The organism is Carnobacterium sp. ISL-102, assembly GCF_018612935.1.
In the GTDB taxonomy this organism is placed as follows: Bacteria; Bacillota; Bacilli; order Lactobacillales; family Carnobacteriaceae; genus Carnobacterium_B; species Carnobacterium_B alterfunditum.
In genome coordinates, this window is sequence record NZ_JAGGRF010000003.1 from 58,233 (window position 1) to 82,665 (window position 24,433).

General features: G+C 36.3%; 16 protein-coding genes. 11 read left to right on the forward strand and 5 right to left on the reverse strand.

The genetic code is table 11. The features are described from left to right. The first annotated feature begins 70 nt into the window (after window positions 1-70). The 6 genes from topA (at window position 71) to J7E16_RS01995 (ending at window position 7,094) form a co-directional block, all read left to right on the forward strand. Entirely contained in the window at window positions 71-2,149 is a 2,079-nt protein-coding gene (topA, locus tag J7E16_RS01970; protein WP_214888117.1) for a type I DNA topoisomerase, read from the forward strand. 231 nt (window positions 2,150-2,380) lie between these two features. Then, entirely contained in the window at window positions 2,381-3,280 is a 900-nt protein-coding gene (gene xerC, locus J7E16_RS01975) for a tyrosine recombinase XerC (RefSeq protein WP_214888120.1), read from the forward strand. A 30-nt stretch (window positions 3,281-3,310) separates the two neighbouring features. Then, window positions 3,311-3,850, forward strand: a complete 540-nt coding sequence (gene hslV / locus J7E16_RS01980; protein WP_034548726.1) for an ATP-dependent protease subunit HslV — start codon at window positions 3,311-3,313, stop codon at window positions 3,848-3,850. Window positions 3,851-3,865: 15 nt separating this feature from the next. Continuing rightward, the gene (gene hslU / locus J7E16_RS01985) at window positions 3,866-5,287 is read left to right on the forward strand and encodes an ATP-dependent protease ATPase subunit HslU (RefSeq protein WP_214888834.1); all 1,422 of its coding nucleotides are present in this window, start codon (window positions 3,866-3,868) and stop codon (window positions 5,285-5,287) included. A 20-nt stretch (window positions 5,288-5,307) separates the two neighbouring features. Further along, window positions 5,308-6,117: a GTP-sensing pleiotropic transcriptional regulator CodY gene (gene codY, locus J7E16_RS01990; protein WP_214888123.1), complete on the forward strand. Its 810-nt coding sequence runs from the start codon at window positions 5,308-5,310 to the stop codon at window positions 6,115-6,117. A gap of 101 nt (window positions 6,118-6,218) precedes the next feature. Next, on the forward strand, window positions 6,219-7,094 hold the full coding sequence (locus J7E16_RS01995; protein ID WP_502756787.1) for an aldose 1-epimerase family protein: 876 nt from the start codon (window positions 6,219-6,221) through the stop codon (window positions 7,092-7,094). Window positions 7,095-7,171: 77 nt separating this feature from the next. Here the strand turns inward: J7E16_RS01995 and plsY are convergent, their stop codons facing one another. Beyond that, window positions 7,172-7,762, reverse strand: a complete 591-nt coding sequence (plsY, locus tag J7E16_RS02000) for a glycerol-3-phosphate 1-O-acyltransferase PlsY (RefSeq protein ID WP_034549191.1) — start codon at window positions 7,760-7,762, stop codon at window positions 7,172-7,174. A 486-nt stretch (window positions 7,763-8,248) separates the two neighbouring features. On the opposite strand from plsY, the gene parE reads away from it, so the two are divergent. The 5 genes from parE (at window position 8,249) to J7E16_RS02025 (ending at window position 17,059) form a co-directional block, all read left to right on the forward strand. Next, window positions 8,249-10,249, forward strand: a complete 2,001-nt coding sequence (gene parE, locus J7E16_RS02005; protein ID WP_214888129.1) for a DNA topoisomerase IV subunit B — start codon at window positions 8,249-8,251, stop codon at window positions 10,247-10,249. After that, entirely contained in the window at window positions 10,239-12,689 is a 2,451-nt protein-coding gene (parC, locus tag J7E16_RS02010) for a DNA topoisomerase IV subunit A (RefSeq protein WP_214888131.1), read from the forward strand. Before parE ends, parC begins: the two co-directional genes overlap by 11 nt. A 257-nt stretch (window positions 12,690-12,946) precedes the next feature. Continuing rightward, window positions 12,947-15,175 carry a formate C-acetyltransferase gene (gene pflB / locus J7E16_RS02015; protein ID WP_214888134.1) on the forward strand — a complete coding sequence of 743 codons (2,229 nt, stop codon included), beginning with the start codon at window positions 12,947-12,949 and terminating at the stop codon, window positions 15,173-15,175. Window positions 15,176-15,206: 31 nt separating this feature from the next. Beyond that, entirely contained in the window at window positions 15,207-15,968 is a 762-nt protein-coding gene (gene pflA, locus J7E16_RS02020) for a pyruvate formate-lyase-activating protein (protein WP_214888137.1), read from the forward strand. Window positions 15,969-16,129: 161 nt separating this feature from the next. Next, window positions 16,130-17,059, forward strand: a complete 930-nt coding sequence (locus J7E16_RS02025) for a manganese-dependent inorganic pyrophosphatase (RefSeq protein WP_214888139.1) — start codon at window positions 16,130-16,132, stop codon at window positions 17,057-17,059. A gap of 1,370 nt (window positions 17,060-18,429) precedes the next feature. Here J7E16_RS02025 and J7E16_RS02030 read toward each other — a convergent pair. From J7E16_RS02030 to J7E16_RS02045, 4 genes are all read right to left on the reverse strand, one after another. After that, a complete protein-coding gene (locus J7E16_RS02030; RefSeq protein WP_214888142.1) occupies window positions 18,430-21,324 on the reverse strand; it encodes an insulinase family protein in 2,895 nt (964 codons plus the stop codon). Between the two features lie 168 nt (window positions 21,325-21,492). Continuing rightward, on the reverse strand, window positions 21,493-22,239 hold the full coding sequence (locus tag J7E16_RS02035) for a DUF3307 domain-containing protein (RefSeq protein ID WP_214888145.1): 747 nt from the start codon (window positions 22,237-22,239) through the stop codon (window positions 21,493-21,495). Further along, entirely contained in the window at window positions 22,240-22,926 is a 687-nt protein-coding gene (locus J7E16_RS02040) for a SatD family protein (protein WP_214888148.1), read from the reverse strand. Between the two features lie 251 nt (window positions 22,927-23,177). Continuing rightward, entirely contained in the window at window positions 23,178-24,428 is a 1,251-nt protein-coding gene (locus J7E16_RS02045) for a GTPase (protein WP_214888151.1), read from the reverse strand. Window positions 24,429-24,433: the final 5 nt, after the last annotated feature.

The following is a 24,433-nucleotide window of genomic DNA, read 5'->3' on the forward strand; positions in this document are numbered from 1 at the left end:
ACGATTTCAATTATAGATTAGAGAACGACTGTATCATTAAAAATTACGCTCATTTGAGAGGAGCATTTCATTGGCATATAAATACCTAGTGATTGTTGAATCACCAGCTAAGGCAAAGACAATTGAAAAATATTTAGGTCGAAATTATAAAGTAGTAGCCAGCCTTGGACATATTCGCGATCTTCCTAAAAGTCGTATGGCTGTTGATGTTGAAAATAATTACCAACCTGAATACATTTCTATTCGAGGAAAAGGTCCTTTGATCAAGGAATTAAAAAAGCATGCAAAAAAAGCTGAAAAAGTTTTTCTCGCAGCTGACCCGGATAGAGAAGGGGAAGCTATTGCTTGGCATTTGAGTTTTTTACTAGGATTAGATGTAGAAGATAAAAATCGTGTCGTTTTTAATGAAATTACCAAAGAGGCTGTCAAAAATGCGTTCAAAGAACCACGTTCGATTAATATGGACTTAGTAAATTCACAACAAGCTCGAAGAATATTGGATCGCCTTGTAGGATATACTATCAGTCCTATTTTATGGAAAAAAGTAAAAAAAGGATTAAGTGCAGGAAGAGTCCAATCAGTAGCACTGAAATTGATTTGTCAGCGTGAAGAGGAGATCAATCAATTTAAGCCTGAAGAATATTGGTCGATCGGAGCCAATTTTAAAAAAGACAAAAAGAAATTCAAAGCGAATTTTTATGGACTAAAAGGTAAAAAACAAAGCTTGAGCAATGCAGAAGAAGTACAAAAAATTATCAAAGAACTAGATGGCGATCAATTCGAAGTCATGTCTGTTACGAAAAAAGAACGGTTAAGAAATCCCGCTCTTCCATTCAAGACAAGTAGTCTACAACAAGAAGCCGCTAGAAAATTAAATTTTAGAACACGTAAAACAATGATGGTCGCTCAGCAGCTTTATGAAGGAATCTCAATGGGTCGTGGCGGGGCTATCGGTCTGATCACTTATATGCGGACAGATTCTACTCGGATCGCTCTTTCGGCTAAAAACGATGTAGCAGAATACATTATTAAAGAATTTGGACCTGAATATGCGGCTTCTAAACCGCGAACAGGAAAAAAAGCTGAAAGCGATCAAGATGCTCATGAAGGTATCCGACCATCTAGCATCTTGCGGACACCTAAGGACATTGAAAAGTATCTGACAAAAGATCAATACAAACTGTATAATCTTATTTGGTCAAGATTGGTAGCCAGCCAAATGACACCAGCTGTATTTGATACCATGAAAGTAGATATTGCTCAGAATGAAGTTTATTTTAGAGCAAATGGTTCTAAAATAAAATTTCCAGGTTACCAAAAAGTGTATATTGAAGGCAATGATGAAGGGAAAGAAGAGAAAGAGAATCTTTTACCTGCTATGGAACAAGGCGACAAAGTCAAGTCGATCGATATTGAACCAAAACAACATTTCACGCAACCTCCTGCTCGCTTCTCTGAATCAACATTGATTCGTATTTTAGAAGAAAATGGTGTAGGACGTCCTTCGACTTATGCACCAACGTTGGAAACTATTCAACGCAGGTATTACGTTAAATTACAAAATAAACGATTTGAAGTGACCGAATTAGGTGATATCGTTAATGGCCTGATCAATGAATTTTTCCCTCATATTGTGGATGTCCACTTTACCGCAGATATGGAAAAAGATTTGGATGAGGTGGAAGAAGGCAATAAAGAATGGGAAAAAGTTATTGATCAATTCTACAAACCATTTGCTATCGAAGTTGAGAAAGCAGAAGAAAATATGGAAAAAGTTCAAATCAAAGATGAACCGGCTGGCTTTGATTGCGAACTGTGTGGTCATCCGATGGTGATCAAATTGGGACGGTATGGAAAATTTTATGCTTGTAGTAATTTCCCTGATTGTCGCAACACAAAACCAATTGTCAAAGAAATAGGCGTCTCTTGCCCAGTCTGTGGCGAAGGTCATGTAATCGAGCGAAAATCCAAGAAAAATCGTCTTTTTTATGGGTGTGATCGTTACCCTACATGCGAATTTGTTTCATGGGACAAACCTGTTGGACGCAATTGTCCGAAATGTGATCATTATTTAGTTGAGAAAAAAGCAAAAGGCAGCAAACAAGTTGTATGCAGCCATTGTGATTACAAAGAAGAAGTCCAAAAATAAATCAAACTGACCTAAAAAACAAAAAAGTTAAGTATGAGGAGAAACAGCTCTTACTTAGCTTTTTTTTCTAGTTAAAAATCAATCGTTATACTCGAATTGACGCGTATATGTTAACCACTATCTAAAAATAACTAAATTGTTTTAAAATTCAATTAATTTAAATCTTATTCGATTGTAATCCAATTATTTGTGTGATAAAGTAATTTTGTTGTAAGATTGGAGGGATGATTTTTGGTGAATCAAACAGCTAAAGCGACTTTTTTGCAGTATTTGATTACCGAAAGGCATTATTCTGAGCTGACGAAAAAAGCTTATGAAGAAGATATCACGCATTTTGAATTATTTTTAGATCAAACAGGTGACACAGATTTTAGCAGTGTGACTCTTCAAGATGTGCGAATCTATTTAGGTGAGTTAAATGAAAAAGGCTTAAGTCGGAATAGCGTTTCAAGAAAAATTTCAAGTTTACGAGCATTCTACCAATTTCTGTTAAAAAATCAATTAGTTAAAGATAATCCGTTTTCTTACATTCATTTAAAAAAGAAAACGCTTCGTTTACCTAAATTCTTTTATGAAAAAGAGATGGATGCTCTTTTTGAAGCTGTCAAAGGAGATGGACCGTTAGATTTTAGAAACGAAGCGATCCTTGAAGTTCTTTATGGGACAGGTACTCGAGTAAGCGAATGCAGTGGGATCAAGTTGAAAGATATCGATTTTGATTTAAGTGTCTTATTGGTCCACGGTAAGGGGAATAAAGAACGGTATGTTCCTTTTGGTCACTACGCTGCGGTTGCTATGCGCGAGTATATGGAGCAGAGTCGTACTCCATTGATGTCCAAATATAAAAAAAGTCATGAATTTTTATTCGTTAACCATCATGGCGATCCTATTACAGCAACAGGAATCGAGTATGTATTGAACCAAGTAATCAAAAAAAGCAGTTTAACATCTGATATCCATCCGCATATGCTGCGTCATTCATTTGCAACACATTTATTAAATAATGGGGCGGATATGCGGACAGTTCAAGAATTACTGGGACATGCCAGTTTATCTTCGACTCAAATATACGCTCATGTAACTAAAGAGCATTTGCAAAAGAATTACCGACAATTTCACCCAAGAGCCTAAGAATCGGCTAATTGACTGGAGGAAAAAACAATGACAGAATTTCATGCAACAACGATCTTTGCTATTCAGCACGACGGAAAAAGTGCAATGGCTGGTGATGGTCAAGTAACAATGGGTGAACAAGTGATCATGAAAGGCACAGCTCGAAAAGTTCGTCGAATCTATAATGATGAAGTGCTGGTTGGTTTTGCCGGAAGTGTCGCTGATGCCTTTACGTTAGAAGAAAAGTTTGAAGCTAAGTTACACGAGTATAAAGGGAATCTAACACGCGCAGCTGTAGAATTGGCTCAAGAATGGCGTTCGGATCGCGCGATGCAGAAACTAGAAGCATTGCTGATCGTCATGAATAAAGAAGAAATGTTGATGGTGTCTGGTGGAGGCGAAGTGATCCAACCAGATGACGGAATTTTGGCTATTGGTTCAGGCGGTAACTTTGCACTCGCAGCGGGTAGAGCCTTAAAAAAACTTGGCAAAGATTTAACAGCAGCCGAAATTGCAAAAGAAAGCTTAAATACTGCTGCGGATATCTGTGTCTTTACGAATCACAATATTATCGTTGAAGAATTATAAGGAGTGAGTAAAATGATGACTAAAGAAGATATGACTCCAAGAGAGATCGTTGCTGAATTAGATAAATACATTGTTGGTCAAACGATGGCCAAAAAATCAGTTGCTGTAGCTTTGCGTAATCGTCAAAGACGTCTAAAAGTAACAGAAGATATGCAAAAAGAAATCACACCTAAAAATTTATTGATGATCGGTGCAACAGGAGTTGGAAAAACCGAAATTGCTCGCCGATTAGCAACGATCGTTCAAGCACCTTTTATAAAAGTTGAAGCAACGAAATTTACCGAAGTTGGGTATATTGGACGAGATGTTGAATCCATGGTACGTGATTTAGTAGAAGCTTCTATTCAAATTGTAGAAAAACAACAATATTCAAATGTTTATACTCAGGCAGAAAGAAATGCCATTGAACGGATCGTTAAACTTTTGATACCGGGTATCAAAAAAGAAAAAAAACAAAGTACTACTGCGAACCCTTTTGAGTCTATGTTTAAGAATATGGGCGTAGATCCTAATCAATTAGCTCCACAAGATGAAGAAGTAGAAGAAGAAGTAACGGAAGCGATTTCGACAGACCGTGAAAAAATGAAACAGCAGATTCGCAATGGTGTTTTAGATGAAAGAGAAATAACCATACAAGTAGAAAGTCAGAAAAAAGCGATGAATTCGCCTATGGGTGCTGGTTTAGAACAAATGGGCATCGATTTAAATGAAACTTTAGGGGCATTGCGTCCCAAATCAAAAATTAAACGGACCGTTACCGTAAAAAAAGCGATCGATCTTTTTATTCAAGAAGAATCGGCAAAATTGGTCAACTCAGAGGATATTCATTCAATGGCGGTTGATTTAGCGCAAAATGCAGGTATTATTTTCATCGATGAATTTGATAAAATCACATCTAAAAACCAAAATAGTGGTACCGTATCTAGAGAAGGTGTCCAACGCGATATTCTACCGATCGTCGAAGGCTCACAAGTCAGCACCAAATATGGTCCTGTCCAAACCGATCATATCTTATTTATTGCTTCAGGTGCCTTCCATGTTTCTAAACCAAGCGATTTGATCCCTGAATTACAAGGAAGATTTCCGATCCGTGTAGAATTAGATGACTTGACCAAAGAAGATTTTGTCAAGATCTTAACTGAACCGAATAATGCATTATTAAAACAATATATCGCCATGTTAGAAACTGAAAATGTTAAAATCACTTTTACGTATGAGTCTATTGAACGTTTAGCTGAGATTGCATATAAAGTCAATCAAGAAACCGATAATATTGGAGCTAGAAGGTTGCATACGATTTTAGAAAAACTTTTAGAAGACTTGCTTTTTGAAGCGCCCGATATGCAAATGGCCGATATTACCATCACTGAAAATTACGTGAATGAAAAAATTGAACATATTGTAGAAGACAAAGATTTAAGTCGCTACATTTTATAAAAGAATGATGGAGGCTTCTCATGAATGATTTACTGCAAAAAATGCGTAAGATCAACCACCTATTGCAAACAAAGGGCGGAGTCGTAAAATCGGATGCTTCGACAGACGGAGAATTAGCTTTTACTGATATGGCTATTGTATTAGGTGATGTTCTTGATGCAAACACTTATTTAATTGATGATGCCGGAAATCTATTGGGTTATCATGAAAAACATGAAATTAATAATGAGCGTGTCAAACAGATACTACTTGATGGAAAATTTCCAGCAAAATATACGCGCAGTATGTTAGAAATTTATGAAACAAGATCGAATATAGGCATCGAAAGTGACTATACCATGTTCCCAATCGAAGCACGGGATATGTTTGTTGGAGGTTTAACGACCATAATCCCTGTTTTTGTTGCAGGGGAACGATTAGGAACGCTTTTACTTGCACGTTTACAACCGAATTTTGATGCTACTGATTTAATCTTAAGCGAACATGCAGCTACCGTTGTTGGGATCGAGATATTGTATAAAAAGTCTACCCAAATCGCAGAATCAGCCCGTAATACAGCAACTGTTCAAATGGCTATCAAGACGCTGTCTTATAGTGAACTTAAGGCTATTAAGGCTATTTTTGAAGAATTAGATGGTACTGAAGGACGTATAACAGCTTCTAATGTAGCAGATAAAGTGGGAATCACTCGTTCTGTCATTGTAAATGCATTACGCAAGTTAGAATCTGGCGGTATTATTGAATCAAGATCGCTAGGGATGAAAGGAACGTATATCAAAGTACAGAACACAAAATTTATTGAGGCGCTAGAAAAAGAATCCATTTATTAATGATCGTCCAGCCATAGAGAGTGATCCTTTAGTTTGTTTTGATTAAAGGATCATTTTTAATAATGTTAGCATGATCAACCGTAGATAAGGGGGCAATGAAAATGATTTCACTCGAAAACAGCTTATTGACAGTATCCATTTCTACAAAAGGCGCTGAACTTCAAAGTATTAAACATCCTACTGAGGGGATAGAATATTTGTGGCAAGGAGATCCCACTTTTTGGGGTAGAAAAGCACCAGTATTATTTCCAATCGTAGGACGTTTACAAAATGATCAATATCGCTATAAAGGGAAAACCTATCCATTAAATCAACATGGTTTTGCAAGGGATAGTGAATTTCACGTTGAAGAACAAACCGCAACAATGGTCCGCTTAACGACGTATTCTACTCCTGATACAAAAAAATACTATCCATTTGATTTTCAATTGACTCTGATTTATACCTTAGAAGCGAATACCGTTAACGTCAGTTACTTAGTAAAGAACACCCATGCATCAGAAGAGTTGTATTTTTCAATTGGCGGTCATCCTGGGTTCAATGTTCCGATGACAAGTGATACTACATTTGAAGATTATTATTTAAGCTTTTTACCTAGAAGAACTCGTGGACAAATTCCTTTAGACGGTTCATATTTAGATTTAGAGAATAAGACATTGGGTCAAACCAATACAGAAATCGCCTTAAAAAGAACGTTATTCAACAATGACGCTCTGATTTATGAAACAAAAGGAAAAAATACTTTTTCGATCCATTCGGAAAAAACGACTCATTCTGTTTCGTTAACATTTGAAGATTTTCCTTTTACGGGCATTTGGTCTCCTCCTAAAAAAGAAGCCCCATTTGTTTGTATCGAACCATGGTTTGGGATAGCAGATACAACTGATTTTACCGGTGAATTAAATGAAAAGCTCGGTATCCAACATTTAAAAGGCAAAGAAGCTTTTTCTGCTAACTACACTATCTCATTAAGTTGATTTGCTCCAACAGCATTAGTGCATAGAAAAAGGATCTGAGATTTGCCTCAGATCCTTTTATTGTGTTGATCATTCTGTTATAGTGTATCTTTTTTATAGCCTAGTCCAAACGGAACTTTGTTCTCGGTACCATTGCGGATACGTTTAATATTGTCTCGATGTCTGTAGAGAATGAAAAGAGCTAAGATCGATGCAATAAGGGTCAAGATCCAATCTCCTATGAATAAACTAGAAAGAACAATGATTGGCAATGCTATCATACTCGAAAGACTTACCATCCTGGTTAGAAATAATAATATTATGAACACACCCACGCAATAGATAAAAAAGGGAGGATTATAAGCTAAAAGAGCTCCTGCACTTGTAGCAACTGCTTTACCGCCCTTAAATTGAGCAAAAATAGGATACGTATGACCAAGTACTGCCCCTAGACCGACAACCATAGGATTAATAGGCAGATCGAACAGCAATGGTAAACTTGCAGCTAGTGTTCCTTTTAATACGTCAGCCAGCAATACAAAAATGCCTGCTGTTTTCCCTAATACTCTAAACGTGTTAGTTGTTCCAGAATTGCCGCTGCCAAACTGACGAATATCTTTTCCGTAAAATTTAGTTCCAATCCAAACTCCTGAGGGGATTGAACCTAATAAATAAGCAATAATAAACATTAATATGATTTTAGCCAACAAACTTCTCTCCTTGGGTTACAGTATACATAGATGAATTATCATATCTAAATATTTTACCACTTATCGTATTGGAAGGCTAGAAAAAGCACATTCGTCACGTTGTTTAAAGGCGGTTAAAAGAGGTATTTTCTTCCCGGCTTGCACTTCAAAAAAATAAATGGCCTAGTAAAAATGGATTTTTGACCTGAAAAGGGGAACGTATTTTCGGCTTCCTAGTATGAGTTGCCGTTTTATGCTTTAAATTATTTGAAATATAGAGTATGATTAAAAATGTGTTTCAATGAACGAAGCAATGTATCGATGCTATCATGGGATTGACCCGAGTAGCCAAATAAAATAAGAGACCAGGGAAAACTTTAAAAATGAAGAAAGAACTTTCTTATATTCAGCTAACAAATGACTGTCATTATTTTTTAGCTAGCCAAGGATAGATCACTTTATTTTAAAGCCTTAAGGAGTTTTAGTATGCCAAAAGAGTTAAATAAGGAATATAATGACGAATCGATCCAAGTATTAGAAGGTTTAGAAGCTGTACGAAAAAGACCTGGTATGTATATTGGATCTACCGATACGCGCGGCTTACACCATTTAGTCTACGAAATAGTAGATAATTCAGTCGATGAAGCTTTGTCTGGTTTCGGAACTGAAATCAATGTGACTTTGCATAAAGATAATAGTATCAGTGTTAAAGATAACGGACGTGGGATGCCAATCGGAATTCATTCATCCGGTATCCCTACTGTACAAGTTATCTTTACTGTACTGCATGCCGGTGGTAAGTTTGGCCAGGGAGGATATAAGACTTCAGGCGGACTTCACGGCGTTGGAGCAAGTGTGGTCAATGCACTTTCCGAGTGGCTCACTGTTACGATCATTCGCGATGGTGTTCATTACCAACAAAAATTTGTAAATGGCGGTAAAGCCAAAGGATCTTTAAAGAAAATAAAGACCAATAATGAAAAGAATGGGACTATTGTTCACTTCAAACCGGATACGACCATCTTTACGACAATCAATCTATCGTATGATGTGTTAGCAGAGCGTTTAAGAGAATCTGCTTTTCTATTAAAGGGTCTACGTATAACGTTAAACGATGAACGAAATGAGCAATCAGAAGTTTTTTATTATGAAGAAGGCATCAAGGAGTTCGTAAACTACTTAAACGAAGATAAAGATCATTTAACACCCGTAGCTTATTTTGAAGGTGAAAACAACGAAATCGAGGTTGAATTTTCTTTCCAATACAATGATGGCTACTCTGAAACGCTTTTATCTTTTGTTAACAACGTGCGGACCAAAGATGGCGGTACACATGAAGCAGGGATGAAAACGGCCATTACGAAAACATTCAATGAATATGCCCGTAAAGTGAACTTATTAAAAGAAAAAGATAAAAATTTAGAAGGTACAGACTTTAGAGAAGGTTTAGCAGCCGTCATTTCTATACGTATCCCTGAAAATCTGTTGCAATTTGAAGGACAAACCAAAAGTAAATTGGGTAGTCCTCAAGCCAGATCAGCTGTAGAAACTGTAATCAGTGAACAATTGAGTTATTATCTGATTGAAAATGGCGATTTAAGCCAGCAATTGATCCGTAAAGCTCTAAAAGCACGTGAAGCGCGTGATGCAGCAAGAAAAGCACGTGAAGAAAGCCGTAATGGTAAGAAACGCAAAAAAAATGACACCCTTTTGTCTGGAAAATTAACTCCCGCTCAAAGTAAAAATGCTAAACGGAATGAATTGTATTTGGTTGAGGGAGATTCAGCTGGTGGCTCTGCAAAACAAGGTCGAGACCGTAAGTTTCAGGCTATCTTGCCACTTCGTGGAAAAGTGATCAATACCGAAAAAGCTAAATTACAAGATGTTATGAAAAATGAAGAAATCAGCACAATGATCTATACGATCGGTGCAGGTGTCGGGCCTGAATTTGATATCGCAGACTGCAATTATGATAAGATCATCATCATGACCGATGCAGATACCGATGGTGCACATATCCAAACGCTCTTACTAACCTTTTTTTATCGGTACATGAAACCTCTTTTTGAAGCAGGAAAAGTTTATTTGGCAATGCCGCCATTATATAAATTATCGAAAGGAACCAGTAAGAAAGAAAAAATTGCCTATGCTTGGACAGATGATGAGTTGATCCAAGTAACAAAAGACTTCGGCAAAAATTATATCTTACAGCGCTACAAAGGTTTGGGTGAAATGAATGCAGACCAGCTATGGGATACAACGATGAACCCAGAAACGCGTACATTGATTCGCGTGAAAATTGATGATGCGGCTCAAGCTGAAAAACGAATATCTATCTTAATGGGTGATAAAGTAGAACCTAGACGTAAATGGATCGAGTCCCATGTAGAATTTACTTTTGAAGAAGGCGGCAGTCTTTTAGAAAATAGCCAACTCATGGATCAAATAGAATCAGTAGATGAAGGAAGTGTCGAAGATGGAGAATAGAGCGGAAATTCAGGAATTAACCCTGGAAGAAGTCATGGGAGATCGTTTTGGGCGCTATTCAAAATATATTATTCAAGAACGTGCATTACCCGATATTCGGGATGGTTTAAAACCCGTTCAACGCCGAATCTTATACGCAATGAACGTAGAAGGCAATACGTCAGATAAAGGCTTTAGAAAATCAGCTAAAACAGTCGGAAACGTTATCGGGAATTATCATCCACATGGAGATAGTAGTGTCTATGAAGCCATGGTTCGCTTAAGTCAAGATTGGAAGCAACGTGAAGTCCTAATTGAGATGCATGGAAATAACGGGAGTATGGATGGAGATCCTCCCGCAGCTATGCGTTATACTGAAGCGCGTTTAGCAAAAATTTCGGCCGAACTGGTAAGAGATATCGATAAAGAAACGGTTGATTTCATCTTGAACTTTGATGATACAGATGAAGAACCGACAGTCTTTCCTGCTAGTTATCCTAACTTACTGGTAAATGGAGCAACTGGGATCTCAGCGGGTTACGCAACGGATATCCCTTCGCATAATTTAGGAGAGGTCATTGATGCAACCGTTCATTTGATCGATGCTCCTGATGCGTCTGTGGACGATTTAATGCACTATATTAAAGGACCTGATTTTCCAACTGGCGCTATTTTACAAGGAGTAGATGGCATCAAAAAAGCGTATGAAACTGGAAAAGGCAAAATCGTTGTCCGCTCTAAGACAAGAATCGAGGAAGTAAGAGGAGGTAAGGAACAAATCGTCATCAACGAGATACCTTATGAAGTAAACAAGGCTGTTTTAGTTCGTAAAATGGATGAAATCCGTTTAAATAAACGGGTCGACGGCATTTCCGAAGTCCGTGACGAGTCTGACCGTAATGGCCTCCAAATTGTTGTTGAGTTGAAAAAAGAGGCTAATGCAGGTGGTATCTTAAACTATTTATTAAAAAATACCGATCTACAAGTCGCTTATAATTTTAATATGGTCGCTATTGATAAAAAGAGACCTAAACAAGTAGGCATCGTTAGAATGATCGAGGCTTATATAGAGCATAAACGAGAAGTGCTGACTAGAAGAACAAACTATAATCTTCGTAAAGCTGAAAGCAGACAACACATTGTTTCTGGGTTGATCAAAGCTTTATCTATTTTAGACCAAGTCATTGACGCTATCCGCAGCAGCAAAGATAAGAAAAATGCCAAAGAGAATTTGATCGAACGTTTTGCGTTTACTGAGATCCAAGCTGAAGCTATCGTTTCGTTGCAACTGTATCGATTAACCAACACCGATATAACAGCATTAGAAAACGAAGCTGCTTCTTTAGATAAAGACATCTCATCTTACAACCGTATTTTAGCTAGTCCTAAAGAATTAGATAAGGTCATGAAAAAAGAATTGATCGAAGTGAAGAAAAAGTATGCTTCTCCGCGACTGACTGTTATAGAGGCTGAGATCGAAGAATTGAAAATCGATACAGAAGTTCTGATCGCTTCTGAAGAAGTTATGGTTTCTGTTACTAAAGAAGGATACATCAAACGAACAAGTTTGCGTTCATATGGGGCTTCAAAGCCGAACGAAATAGGCATAAAAGAAGGAGATTACCCAATCTACATTCAACAGCTGAATACGTTGAATCACCTTTTGATATTTACCAGTAAAGGGAATATCATCTACCGCCCAATTCATGAAATTTCTGATTTGAGATGGAAGGATATGGGGGAACACTTATCTCAAAATATTGCTTTCGAAGCAGACGAAACAGTTGTGAAAGTTTTTGGCTTAGAAAAAAATATGCCTCCTGCAACGTTTACCTTTATCACAAAAGAAGGGTATATTAAGCAGACAGCCGTTTCAGAATATGTTATTGGACGCAATTATAAAAATAAATCTTTTTCAGCAATAAAACTTAAAACAAAGGCTGATGAACTGATAAATATTATCTATACAGAGAAACCATTGTTAAAAGACGTTTTCTTAGTCACTAATAGAGGCTTTGGATTGCGCTATTCTTTAGATGAAGTTCCCGTTGTTGGTTCAAAAGCAGCAGGCGTGAAATCGATCAATCTTAAAGAAGGTGACTATGTCGTGAACGGTGTATTGCTCGATGTTGAAGCTTCAAAAGCAGAGCTAATGATCTTAACTCAACGTGGTTCGGTCAAGAAAATGAATATTCTTGATTTTGAATCGCTTGGAAGAGCTAAGAGAGGGTTATTGCTCTTAAGAGAATTGAAGAAGAATCCTCATCGTGTAGCATTTGCTTTTGAGGCGTCAAAGGAAGACTTGTATACGATCCTAACGTCCAAGGGAAAAGAGATCAAACTATCTAGTCATTCATATTCAATAAGTGACCGCTATTCAAATGGATCCTTTATTTTAGATGAGGTTGCCGATGGCGCACCTATCGAAGTGAAGAAAAATTTAATAACTAAAAATAATTAACAGACAAAAAAAGTGTAGTACATCAGCTACACTTTTTTTTGTCTGTTTCAATCATTTAGTGATACAGTTTTTTTGTGAAAAGTTACGCAGACAGTAAAATAACACTTGGAAAATAAAAAACGCATCTAAATCAACACTTACAAAGTTTTTTTCTTATTTTATTGTTACAAACTAATTGATTTTTATTAACTTCGTGTTATAATGAGCATGAAGAATCTGTTAGATTAACTGAACAACTAAAAGGAGGAATTTTGATTATGGAAGAATGGAAGGGCTTTAAAGGGAAAACGTGGCAAGAAGAAATTAATGTTCGAGACTTTATTCAACAAAATTATAAACCTTATGATGGAACAGATGAATTTTTAGAAGGACCCACAGAAGCAACTGAATCATTATGGGAACAAGTGATGGATTTAGATGCAAAAGAACGTGATGCTGGCGGAATACTAGACATGGATACAAAAGTAGTATCAACTATCGTATCCCATAAAGCCGGTTACTTAAACAAAGAATTAGAACGCATTGCCGGTTTCCAAACGGAAAAACCTTTCAAACGCGGATTGCAACCATTTGGTGGAATTCGAATGAGTGAACTAGCTGCTGAAGCCTATGGTTATGAAATTGACGCTGAAGTTTCTCATATTTTTAGAGACTACCGTAAGACCCATAATCAAGGTGTTTTTGATGCATATACACCTGAGATCCGGTCTGCCAGACGTAGCGGGATCATCACAGGTTTGCCAGATGCTTATGGTCGTGGCCGTATCATCGGAGATTACAGAAGAGTAGCTTTATATGGTGTAGATCGTTTGATCCAAGAAAAGAAACATGATTTAGCTGATAAAGGATACGGTACTATGAGTGACACAATCATTCGTGACCGTGAAGAAATAAGTGAGCAAATCCAAGCTCTAAATGATTTAAATGAATTAGGACGAATTTACGGCTTTGATATTTCACAACCAGCTCAAACAACTCAAGAAGCTTTCCAATGGTTATATCTAGGTTATCTAGCTGCTGTTAAAGAACAAAATGGAGCGGCAATGTCATTAGGACGTACATCTACCTTTTTAGATATCTATATTGAACGTGACCTAGCTAGTGGTGCCCTTACTGAAGTTGAAGCACAAGAAATTACGGACCACTTTATTATGAAATTACGTTTAGTAAAATTTGCACGTACACCTGAATACAATGATTTATTCTCAGGCGACCCAACTTGGGTAACGGAAGCTATTGCCGGTGTAGGGCATGACGGCCGCCACATGGTCACTAAAAACAGCTATCGTTTCTTACACACATTATCAAATCTCGGACCAGCTCCAGAGCCTAACTTAACGGTATTGTGGTCAGTCAGATTACCAGAAGCCTTCAAGAAATTCTGTGCAAAAGTTTCTATCGTTTCAAGTGCAATTCAATATGAAAATGATGATATCATGCGCTTAGAGTGGGGCGATGACTATGGAATAGCTTGCTGTGTTTCAGCTATGCAAATAGGTAAGCAAATGCAATTTTTCGGTGCACGAGCTAACCTAGCTAAAACGCTTCTATACGCCATCAATGGCGGTATTGACGAAAAAACAAAAGATCAAGTTGCTCCAAAATACCAACCAATTACTTCTGAGTATTTGGATTATGATGAAGTAATGGAAAAATATGATGTCATGATGGAATGGGTTGCTGGCATGTATCTAAATACATTAAACATCATCCATTATATGCACGATAAATATTCTTATGAACGCGTTGAAATGGCTCTACATGATAGCGAAATTGTTAGAACAATGGCAACTGGAATTGCTGGATTCTCAGTAGCAATTGATTCATTATCTGCTATTAAATATGCAAAAGTTAAAACGATTCGTGATGAAACTGGATTAGTTGTCGATTATGAAATAGAAGGCGATTACCCTAAATTTGGAAATAACGATGATCGTGCGGATGATATTGGAATTTGGTTACTAAAAACCTTTATATCAAAAGTTAAAAAACACCCAACTTATCGTAACGCTATTCATACTACTTCAATTTTAACAATCACATCTAACGTAGTGTATGGTAAAAAGACAGGGAATACTCCTGATGGACGACGTTCTGGAGAACCATTTGCACCTGGTGCTAACCCAATGCACGGCAGAGATACTCATGGCGCTTTAGCTAGCTTGACTTCAGTAGCTAAAATTCCATATAAATATTCATTAGATGGAATATCAAATACATTTTCTATCATACCTAAAGCTTTAGGTAAAGAAGATGAGATCCAACAAGAAAACTTGTCTAGCTTGCTAGACGGATATGTAAAAAAAGGTGGTCACCATTTAAATGTTAACGTCTTTAATCGTGAAACGTTAGTTGACGCAATGGATCATCCTGAAAACTATCCTCAATTAACCATTCGTGTATCTGGTTATGCCGTTAACTTTATTAAATTAACACGTGAACAACAGTTAGAAGTTATTAATCGTACCATGCACGAAAGCATGTAACCACTAAATAAACCATAGAGGAGTTGCTAATATGACTGAACCAGCAATTGGATACGTGCATTCCACTGAAAGTTTTGGATCAGTAGATGGACCAGGTATTCGTTTTGTAACTTTTATGCAAGGATGCCGTATGCGTTGCGAGTTCTGCCATAATCCTGATACGTGGAATATGGGTGGCGGAACTCCTTATACAGCGGATCAATTACTTGAAGAAGCCTTATCTTACCAAGATTATTGGGGAAGTAAGGGTGGGATCACTGTAAGTGGAGGAGAGCCACTATTGCATATCGACTTTCTGATCGAGTACTTTAAAAAGGCAAAGGAAGAGGGCGTACACACAGCTTTGGATACTTGTGGTCAACCTTTTACTTACGAAGAACCATTTTTTAGCCGCTTTGAAGAGCTCATGACGTATACGGATCTGCTTTTGTTTGATATCAAACACATTGATAATGAAAAACATAAGCGATTAACTATGCATGGCAATGAAAATATTTTAAATATGGCCACTTATTTATCAAAAATCGATAAACCTGTTTGGATTCGTCATGTATTAGTTCCTGAACGTTCTGACGACGATAATGACTTGATGCGCTTGAGTGAGTTTATCCAATCACTGGGAAATGTTTATAAAGTAGAAATATTGCCTTATCATAAATTAGGTGTCTACAAGTATGCAGCTCTAAATATTCCTTATAAATTAAAGGATATAGAACCGCCTACGCTTGAACGAGTCAACAATGCTAATCAACTATTACGCGTAAAAGAATACAAAGGTTACCAAACGATTTAACTCAAAAAGAAGCGATAAGCTGGAGGGGTAAACAGATACCTTTCCGGATTATTGCTTCTTTTTAACTGAATTTCTTTAAAAAAGAAGATAACACTAGCTAAACAGGCTTATTTAAGCTAAAATTTTAGGGAAAGCTATAGTTTAAAAGGAGAGATAATAATATGAGTAAAGTATTAGTTTTTGGTCATAAAAATCCCGATACAGATGCAATCACATCTGCTATTTCATTTGCTTATCTTCAAAATCAACTAGGTTTTGAAGCAGAAGCCGTTGCATTAGGCGAAGTAGGTGAGGAGACACAGTACGCTTTAAATCACTTTAAAGTTGACGCACCGCGTGTCATAGAAACAGCAGCAAACGAAACAGCTAAAGTGATGCTGGTAGACCACAATGAATTCCAACAGAGTGTAGCGGATATCGCAGATGTTGAAGTGTTATCTGTCGTTGATCATCACCGTATTTCTAATTTCGAAACAGCTAATCCATTGTATTATCGTGCAGAACCTGTAGGATGTACCAATACGATCATCGCTAAATTATTTAAAGAAAAAGAAGTAGCTATTCCGAAAGAAATTGCCGGCTTGATGGTATCCGCAATTATCGCAGATACATTATTATTTAAGTCACCAACTTGTACAGATGAAGATATCAAAATCGCAAAAGAACTTGCAGCAATTGCTGAAGTTGATATTGATTCATATGGTCTTGAAATGTTAAAAGCCGGAACAGACTTAAGCAATAAGTCAGCTGCTGAATTATTAGACATGGATGCTAAAAGTTTTCCAATGGCTGATAAAAATGTTCGGATCGCACAAATCAATGTTGTAGATGTGGATGATGTTCTTTCTATTCAGTCTGAGTTAGAACAAGCGATGTTAGATGAAAATCATTCTAGCAATTATGATTTGTTCGTATTGGTCGTTACTAATATTTTAGATAGCGATTCAGTGATCTTAGCATTAGGAGATCCAATCAATGCAGTAGAAGAAGCTTTTAATATAACTTTAGAAAATAACCGTGCTTTATTAAAAGGTGTTGTTTCACGTAAGAAACAAATTGTACCGCAATTAACAGCAGCATTAACAAAATAAGATAGCAAAACCTAATTCATGACGATCTAGTCACGAATTAGGTTTTTTTGTACTGAAATAAAAAAACAACGTTAACAATCTATTTGAATGAATTAGATAAGAACTAAAAATCATTTAAAAGCAATTAACAGACAATGAACCACAAAGAAATGCTACATGAGCTTAAAAGTGTCCAAAATCGACACGAAATGAACAAAAACGCTAAAACACTACTTTACATCTACTTTGTATAATATATATTATGTAAACTAGGAAAAAGATGAAAAAGGCATAGATCTGTAACACATACTACTCCTTCTCTTTAGTTGTTAATTTAACTATTATTACTAATTGAATTATGATCTCAATTCAAACTCAATAACTTGATTAATATTTATTTTTTTGTAATGTTCTTTGCATAAATATTACTGATATTTTTAAGCCACAGCTTGTAATATATATAGTTATCAACATACTGTTAAACTACATTTTAATATAATTTGTTTTCTAAGCCAACATGCTTATAGATTTATTTCTACTAATTTTCTTAATTTTTATCCGAAAAATTTATTTTTACAAAATGTATCAATTTTATCAAATAATTTAATCAATTTTCAATTTAATATATTTTCTATTTTGACTCTAAATCAACTGTTAAAGCTGCTTAAAGATAAAAATTTCTTTTGGAATGTACGGGTTTGCTTTTGAAGCCATGAGGACCACCTGAAGCCTGAAAACCACAGTCTTAATGTTTTCAAGCCTCAACAGTCCATAATCGCTGAAGCGTTAACGTTTTGTTATTCGCATTGAATCCCATGCACGGCTACAAGCAACCCTATTCCGCCAGAATTTTGGGACTAGTCATTTAATTAATTTAATAGTGTTTAGCTCTTTTGGTATTCGGTATGACTAATTTTATTAAATATTTTTTCTAAACCGTATAAATAATATAACTGCTGAGGAGTTATATTATTTATTTTTGTTAGCTGCTTAACAAGGTTTTAATCGTTGCTCACTTAACAAAAATATATTCAATCACTTCTAATAGAGCTTTTTTATCCATTAATTTTACAATCAGCGATATATAAATATATCTCCTAATAATTCCGTAAATACTTCATACATATAAAGCTGAATGGATTCTTCTGTAGCGATTAAATCGCTTGATTCCTTTATTTTTGCTAGTAAAAAGATAATATCCTCTCGAGAACTATTTTACACCTGCGATGCTCTCTCCTACTATTCGACATAAAAAGAGAGGAGAGAAGGTTATTTCTCCTCTCTCCCCCTACTTTTATCTAACTTTTATGCTTGTTAATGTTATCTTCTAGCAACTCTCATGCGCTTTTGAGGCTTATTGCACTAAAGCCGTGACTTCATGACCTCTTTTATTAATACAGTTCGTATACTTTATCAAACAAGTCTTTTTCGGTTTCGATTTGGCCCTTATTCCCTATTACGACCACCGTGCTCTCTTCCAATACACTGTCTAGGATCTTATTAAGCATCTGTAAAGCATTTGAATCAACCGCTAGAATCTCTTCCTTCAAATGAACCAACTCTTCACGAGTCACGCCTGTTTTTAGACGCTTGAATGCGGTTAAACCTTTGCTGAAAGCTGATTTTGGCTGTTCCATGGGACTGATCGTGCCAATAATGTATTTTAATAATTCGCTGTCAGACAACTCCATTTGTGCTACATAGTTAGGCAAACCTTTATAGGTTTCTAGTGTTTTACGGATATTGGGGTCACGATAAGAACTCAAGGCAAATTCACCAGTTCGTTGATGGTTATAAAGCGAACCATAAGCACCACCTTTGACACGGATCTCATTCCACAAGTAACTGTAACGAATAGTTGTTGCCAATACTTTCGCTGCGCCAGTGTAGTCAAATTTATCACTGGCATTTGAAGCAACAGCTACATAGTTCACGTCTTGAGCAGTGACATAAGCTTCATGCTGCTTCGCACCCGGATTAATGACGGCTGGTTCACCTAATTCAACACTAGGCAACTCAGAAAATGCTGCTTGTAATTTTTCTTTGACCAGTACTCCTCGATCTTTCTCACCGACGTATAAAATGTTCAAGCGATTTTTATTTAGCAAACCCTTTACTGTCTGCTTGATACGCTCTGTTGCCTCTTTTGACTTATCGGATTGTAAATCAGCACGAATGTCTTTCAAAAAAAGGAATTGATCCATTCCACTGATCAGTTCATTTAATTTGGCTGAAGATTTCACTTGACTCAAGGCCCGGTTTGCAGCTAGAACATGGGAACTGGAATTAATGCGTCGTTCGAAATTAGAAATCAGCTGTTGAGTGATTTTCAAAATCTCATCTTTATTTTCAAATTGGGTGTGACACAGGATTTCTTGCATTAATGAGACCAGTTCCTCAAAAGAAGATTCCAAAGATTTTCCGCGTAAAACAAAATAAGGCTGCAGCTGTCCTGCTTTATCTTCATAAATATCAATCTTTCCGTAAATACCGCCTGTGTACAGATCTTTTTGACGCTGCAAAGTTGCGACATCATATTTCTCAGTGGCTAGCTTACCAAAAAGATGACTCAATAAACCCAACCACTGATATTCTTCAGCTGTAACATCTTTCAAACCAATATACAAACTAAGGTAGTCAATGCCGGAAGTGAATTGTTCAGCCTGATAAAAATAAGTTCCTTCATTAAAAGGAATTTCGGTTAGTGGATACTCTTCTACCTGTGTGCTTAAATCTTCTTTCGTCAGTGTTGGAATCTTCGCTAGATCTTCCGGTTTATCCGGCGCTTCTTGACGCTTGATCAACTCTTGTGTTTGAGTTATCATTTTGTCGATTTCTTCTTTTGATAGATTAGCTTTATATTCTTGCAATTGCTGATGAGATTTCGCTTCAAATTGATCGCTTTTACCCGATTCAGCTTTTAAAATCACTGCAGTACGCAAAGGATTGTTTAATAGTTTTTCTTTGATCAGTTGCTCAAAATACCCCCTACCTGCCAATTCTCCTAGTTCTTTCAAATAGCCCGAAAATTGCAAGTTCACATAAGGACTCTTGTCATACAACCAAGATTGATAAGCATTGATGGCATAAATGACTCCACGTGGGTTGTCTTCCGAAATAGCCGCTTCTTTCGTTTGAAAAGTAATTTTATTCAACGCTGAATCAATCAGCCCTTCGTCGATCCCTTCAGTCATTAACTGTTTTAAAGTCTCTTGAACAACTTCTTTAAATCGAGTCATCTTAGAAGCATCAGAATATTTAGCAGTGATCATAAATCCCGTTGGATAGCCAAAATCAGCAACGCCACCTATTATGTCCCCAGCTATATCCGCATCCAATAAAGCTTTTTTAAGCGGTGATTGATTATTGCCAAATAAAATCTCTTCCAAAACTTCTAGTCCATACATATCCAGTACATCGTTCGGTTCAGATACATGCCACCCTAAAGCCAAATAATCTTTTCCTTCAGGGTTATCTCCTGCAGTTATTGAGTAAGTATCTTCAAATACAGCATCATCAGGAACAGCTGGTTCAAAAGATAAGTCGACTTTTTCACTCTGTTTGCCTGCGCCACTGAAATAGTCCTCTAATGCAGCAAAAGTTTCTTTTTTATCAATGTTTCCATATAAGACAGTCAGAGAATTACTTGGGTGGTAATAAGTTTGATGGAAAGCAACAAATTCTTCTTGCGTTAAACTAGGGATGGCTTTTGGATTTCCACCAGATTCGTGACGGTAAATACTGTTGGGGTACAACTGATGAGTCAAATGCTGTTGAACTTGTCTTTCAGGAGAGGCTGTCGCCCCTTTCATTTCATTGTAAACAACGCCTTTATAAATCAGATCATCTTCTGATGACTCTAAATGATGATGCCAACCTTCTTGCGCTAATATTTGTGCATTACCGTAAAAGTTCGGCTTAAACACAGCATCTAAATAAACACTCATTAAATGCATAAAGTCTTTTTTATTAGTAGAAGCAACTGGATAAATTGTCTTATCTGAAAAAGTCATTGCATTGACGAACGTATTCAATGACCCTTTGACTAATTCAACAAAGGGTTCTTTTGAAGGGTATTTTTCAGATCCATTTAAAACTGAATGCTCTATGATATGAGCAATTCCGTTATCGTTATACGGAGGTGTCTTAAACCCAATCGTAAACGCCTTATTGGAATCGTCATTTGCTAGATAAAGAACCTTGGCTCCTGTCTCAACGTGTTCATAAACGGTTCCCACGGATTGAATATCCGGTAATTCTTGTGTCTCAATTTGCTTAAATACCATATAATTCTCCTTTTTCTTATGCGTAATGACTTTATTCTATACCTTGTCCTTATAGTTTATAATACATAAGGGAACAAATGTTACTTTGATTATTTAACTACCAATTCAAAAGACCAATGATTCAACAATAAGCGAATCTCAACAATTGATTCCTTTAAAGCTGCATCATCAGAAAATAAAGAAGTAACTGACGATAATCAACAAAGTGCTCAATAAGGTTCCCAGTAAATAGTATTCTGCAAACTGAGGATTTTCTGAAATTTTATTGTACCGAGCAATGGACTTCGCTGTCAGAACAAATCCAATAGCAGTAAATTGATTAGCATACAGCATCAGCAAAATAAAGAAACGTTCAAAAACACCAATCAACGCCCCAGCACTTGGGATACCCTCATCTACTTGATTTTCATTGGTTGGGCGATAGTGATTCAATACTTTTTTTATCGTTACACTGCATGGCCGGATCATCACCAATAGAATCAGTATCCATGACAAACTATTTTTCATATCCAAACCTAAACTGCTTGACAAGGTTTCTAATCCTGGCATATATTCAATCTCTATATAAGATACTGTGATATAGACAACTGCCGCAAGTAATACAAGGATGTGTAACCCTTGGTCTACTAGAAAGATAGCCGTATCTTTCTCATTACGAATGAAAAAGCGATTCGTAAGCAAAAATTTTAGACCATCTATCATGAAATGCAGCACTGAAATCCCTATGACCACTTTTAATAAAGACCAACTAAAAATAGGAATAATCACGCCTACCATAGTGATCAAATGAATAAAACAATGGAGCACTAATTTCTTACCAGATACTTCCTTTTCTCTCGCTAACGCAGACGATTGGAAATAAAAGTCTCCCAATATATGTCCGATAAATAATACTATCCATAAGACTTGATTCAACTATTCATCCTCCTCAATATTCTGAATTAGAAAGTGGCTAGTGTCTATCAAAGCTGTTTTATAGGTATAATATTTCGCTGTATTCAGAGCTTTGTTAACGCTAGATTGGCCAATCCCTAATTTTTTAGCTGTCTTATATTGATTTTCTCCATGCGTGAAATAAGCATACATAACTTCTTTTTGTCTAGCAGACCACTTTGATTTCAATGCTGTGGCTAGTGACAGAATAGTATTCAATAGCTGATCTGTTCGTTGGTAGCCTTCTCCGGAACAAATCATCATATTGGTCTCGCTTGTGGTATATTTATTTTCATTTCCTTCAATAGTTTCAATCATTTGCCTTGCGCGGTGGTAGGCTGTGCCATCTATCTCCATAGAATTATCTCGTTGGATCGGTGTACTGATACTGCCTAAGCCAATGCCAAATCGTAATTCAATGGGAGCCATGGCCAATTCGATTTCAAAAATAATGCTTAAAATCACTTGTTTATTTTTTAGTAATCCTTGGAAGCTGTCTCCTAAAGTAATAATGAAATTAGAAGCAATATCTTCTGCATATTTCTCATTTATTATTTTCAAAATAGAATAAAATTGTTCTTGCACTTCTTTTCGATCCGCAATTTTACGAGAGTCTTTAATATCCCCTATAATGGCTGCATATGGAGTCCCTACAGTTTGTCTGGTCATCTGATCACCTCTTTCTTTGATTGTACCATAAGATTCACCTTAAAGTGAATCTTTATATAAAATTCATCTAAGACTGAATCTTTAAAGGGAACAATATTCATTAGCGCTAAATCGTTCTATGTAGTTAACATAAATAAATTATGGTTAACTAAAATGTACTGCAGAATTATTATAATTAATGAAAAAACCAAAATAATTATTTTGGTTTTAAAGTATTTTTTGCTATTTTTTTAATTTAGAACAAACTGTATTTATGAACCATTTTTAGAATTTTTTCGCTTGATCAACCTTTTAAATTTACCTAAAAAATAATCTTTTTTTGAATCGTCTAATTCTAATTTTTCTTTTGGTAAGTCAGTTGTTATATCAATTTTTTTATCGATTTTAGAACCCTTTTTTAACCGTTCTTGAAATTTTTCTCTCATTAAGACTTCAATATTTTTAAGATCCGGGTATTTTCCATCTTTTTCTCCTGCAGCTATAATTGCCAATACCTCGATATAGCTCATAGAAAGAGCAGTTGTGATGATTGCAGCTGTTGAGCCGCTGATGAATCCTCCAACGAGTGTGCCCGCACCAGGTATCAATTTTATAACATTAGAAACGATGTACCTTCCTGCAAAAGTTGCTCCCCCGGTCCCACCTATTGCTGCTACGAGACTTGCAATAGTAGCTTTATCCATCGAGATACCAAAAATAGCCGTAATATGAGCCAATAAAGTTACTTGCATAGGTACCAGAACGGATGCGTCAGAAAAAGGTATCGGCAAAAAGCCCACCCCAAAGGATGTCCCAATATATCTTAATGCCCAACTGCGTGCAGAATTAGCTTTTCGAGCTATATCCACTTGTTGGGCATTATTAAAAGCTTTTTTTGCCTCTTCCGGTATGATCTCAAAACTTAATTCAAGCAATTCTTTTAAGCCAAATGATAAAACTGAATAATCTTCCGTTACTTTGAAATCTTCAGCCATAATAGATACAACACCATAAATTGGCAAATTCAAATTTTCAATGTACTCTTTAAATATGGTCGCAGGCTCACCAATAGACTGAGTTAAAACAATAACAACAGGAACTTTCTCACTCAATTCACTGATCAGTTCAAGTTCTGTAAGCTCTATACGAGAAGAATTGGCATTGATACAGTAATAAGCAATATGGATCTCTTCCTTAACGCCTAATTTCTTGTTTTCTTTAATAGTATCAAAAATTTCATTTTTAATTTCATTTTGTACTTCTAGACTCAATTCCAATCCTCTAGTATCATATAAAACCATTGGGACTCCATCTTTAGAAATCCGTCTTAGATGTTTTGTTATGGGCCTGCCGATGCCTGTTAAAGCTAGATTTTCTCTAAAGACGTTATTGATCAGCGTACTCTTTCCCACGCCAGTTTTACCGATTACCAGCACATTGACAGGGTTCATTTTTTTTAGTTCTTCTTCAGTTTTGTTTAAAATATCTTGAACCATATTAAAATTCTTATCCAAATTTTTCATAGCGA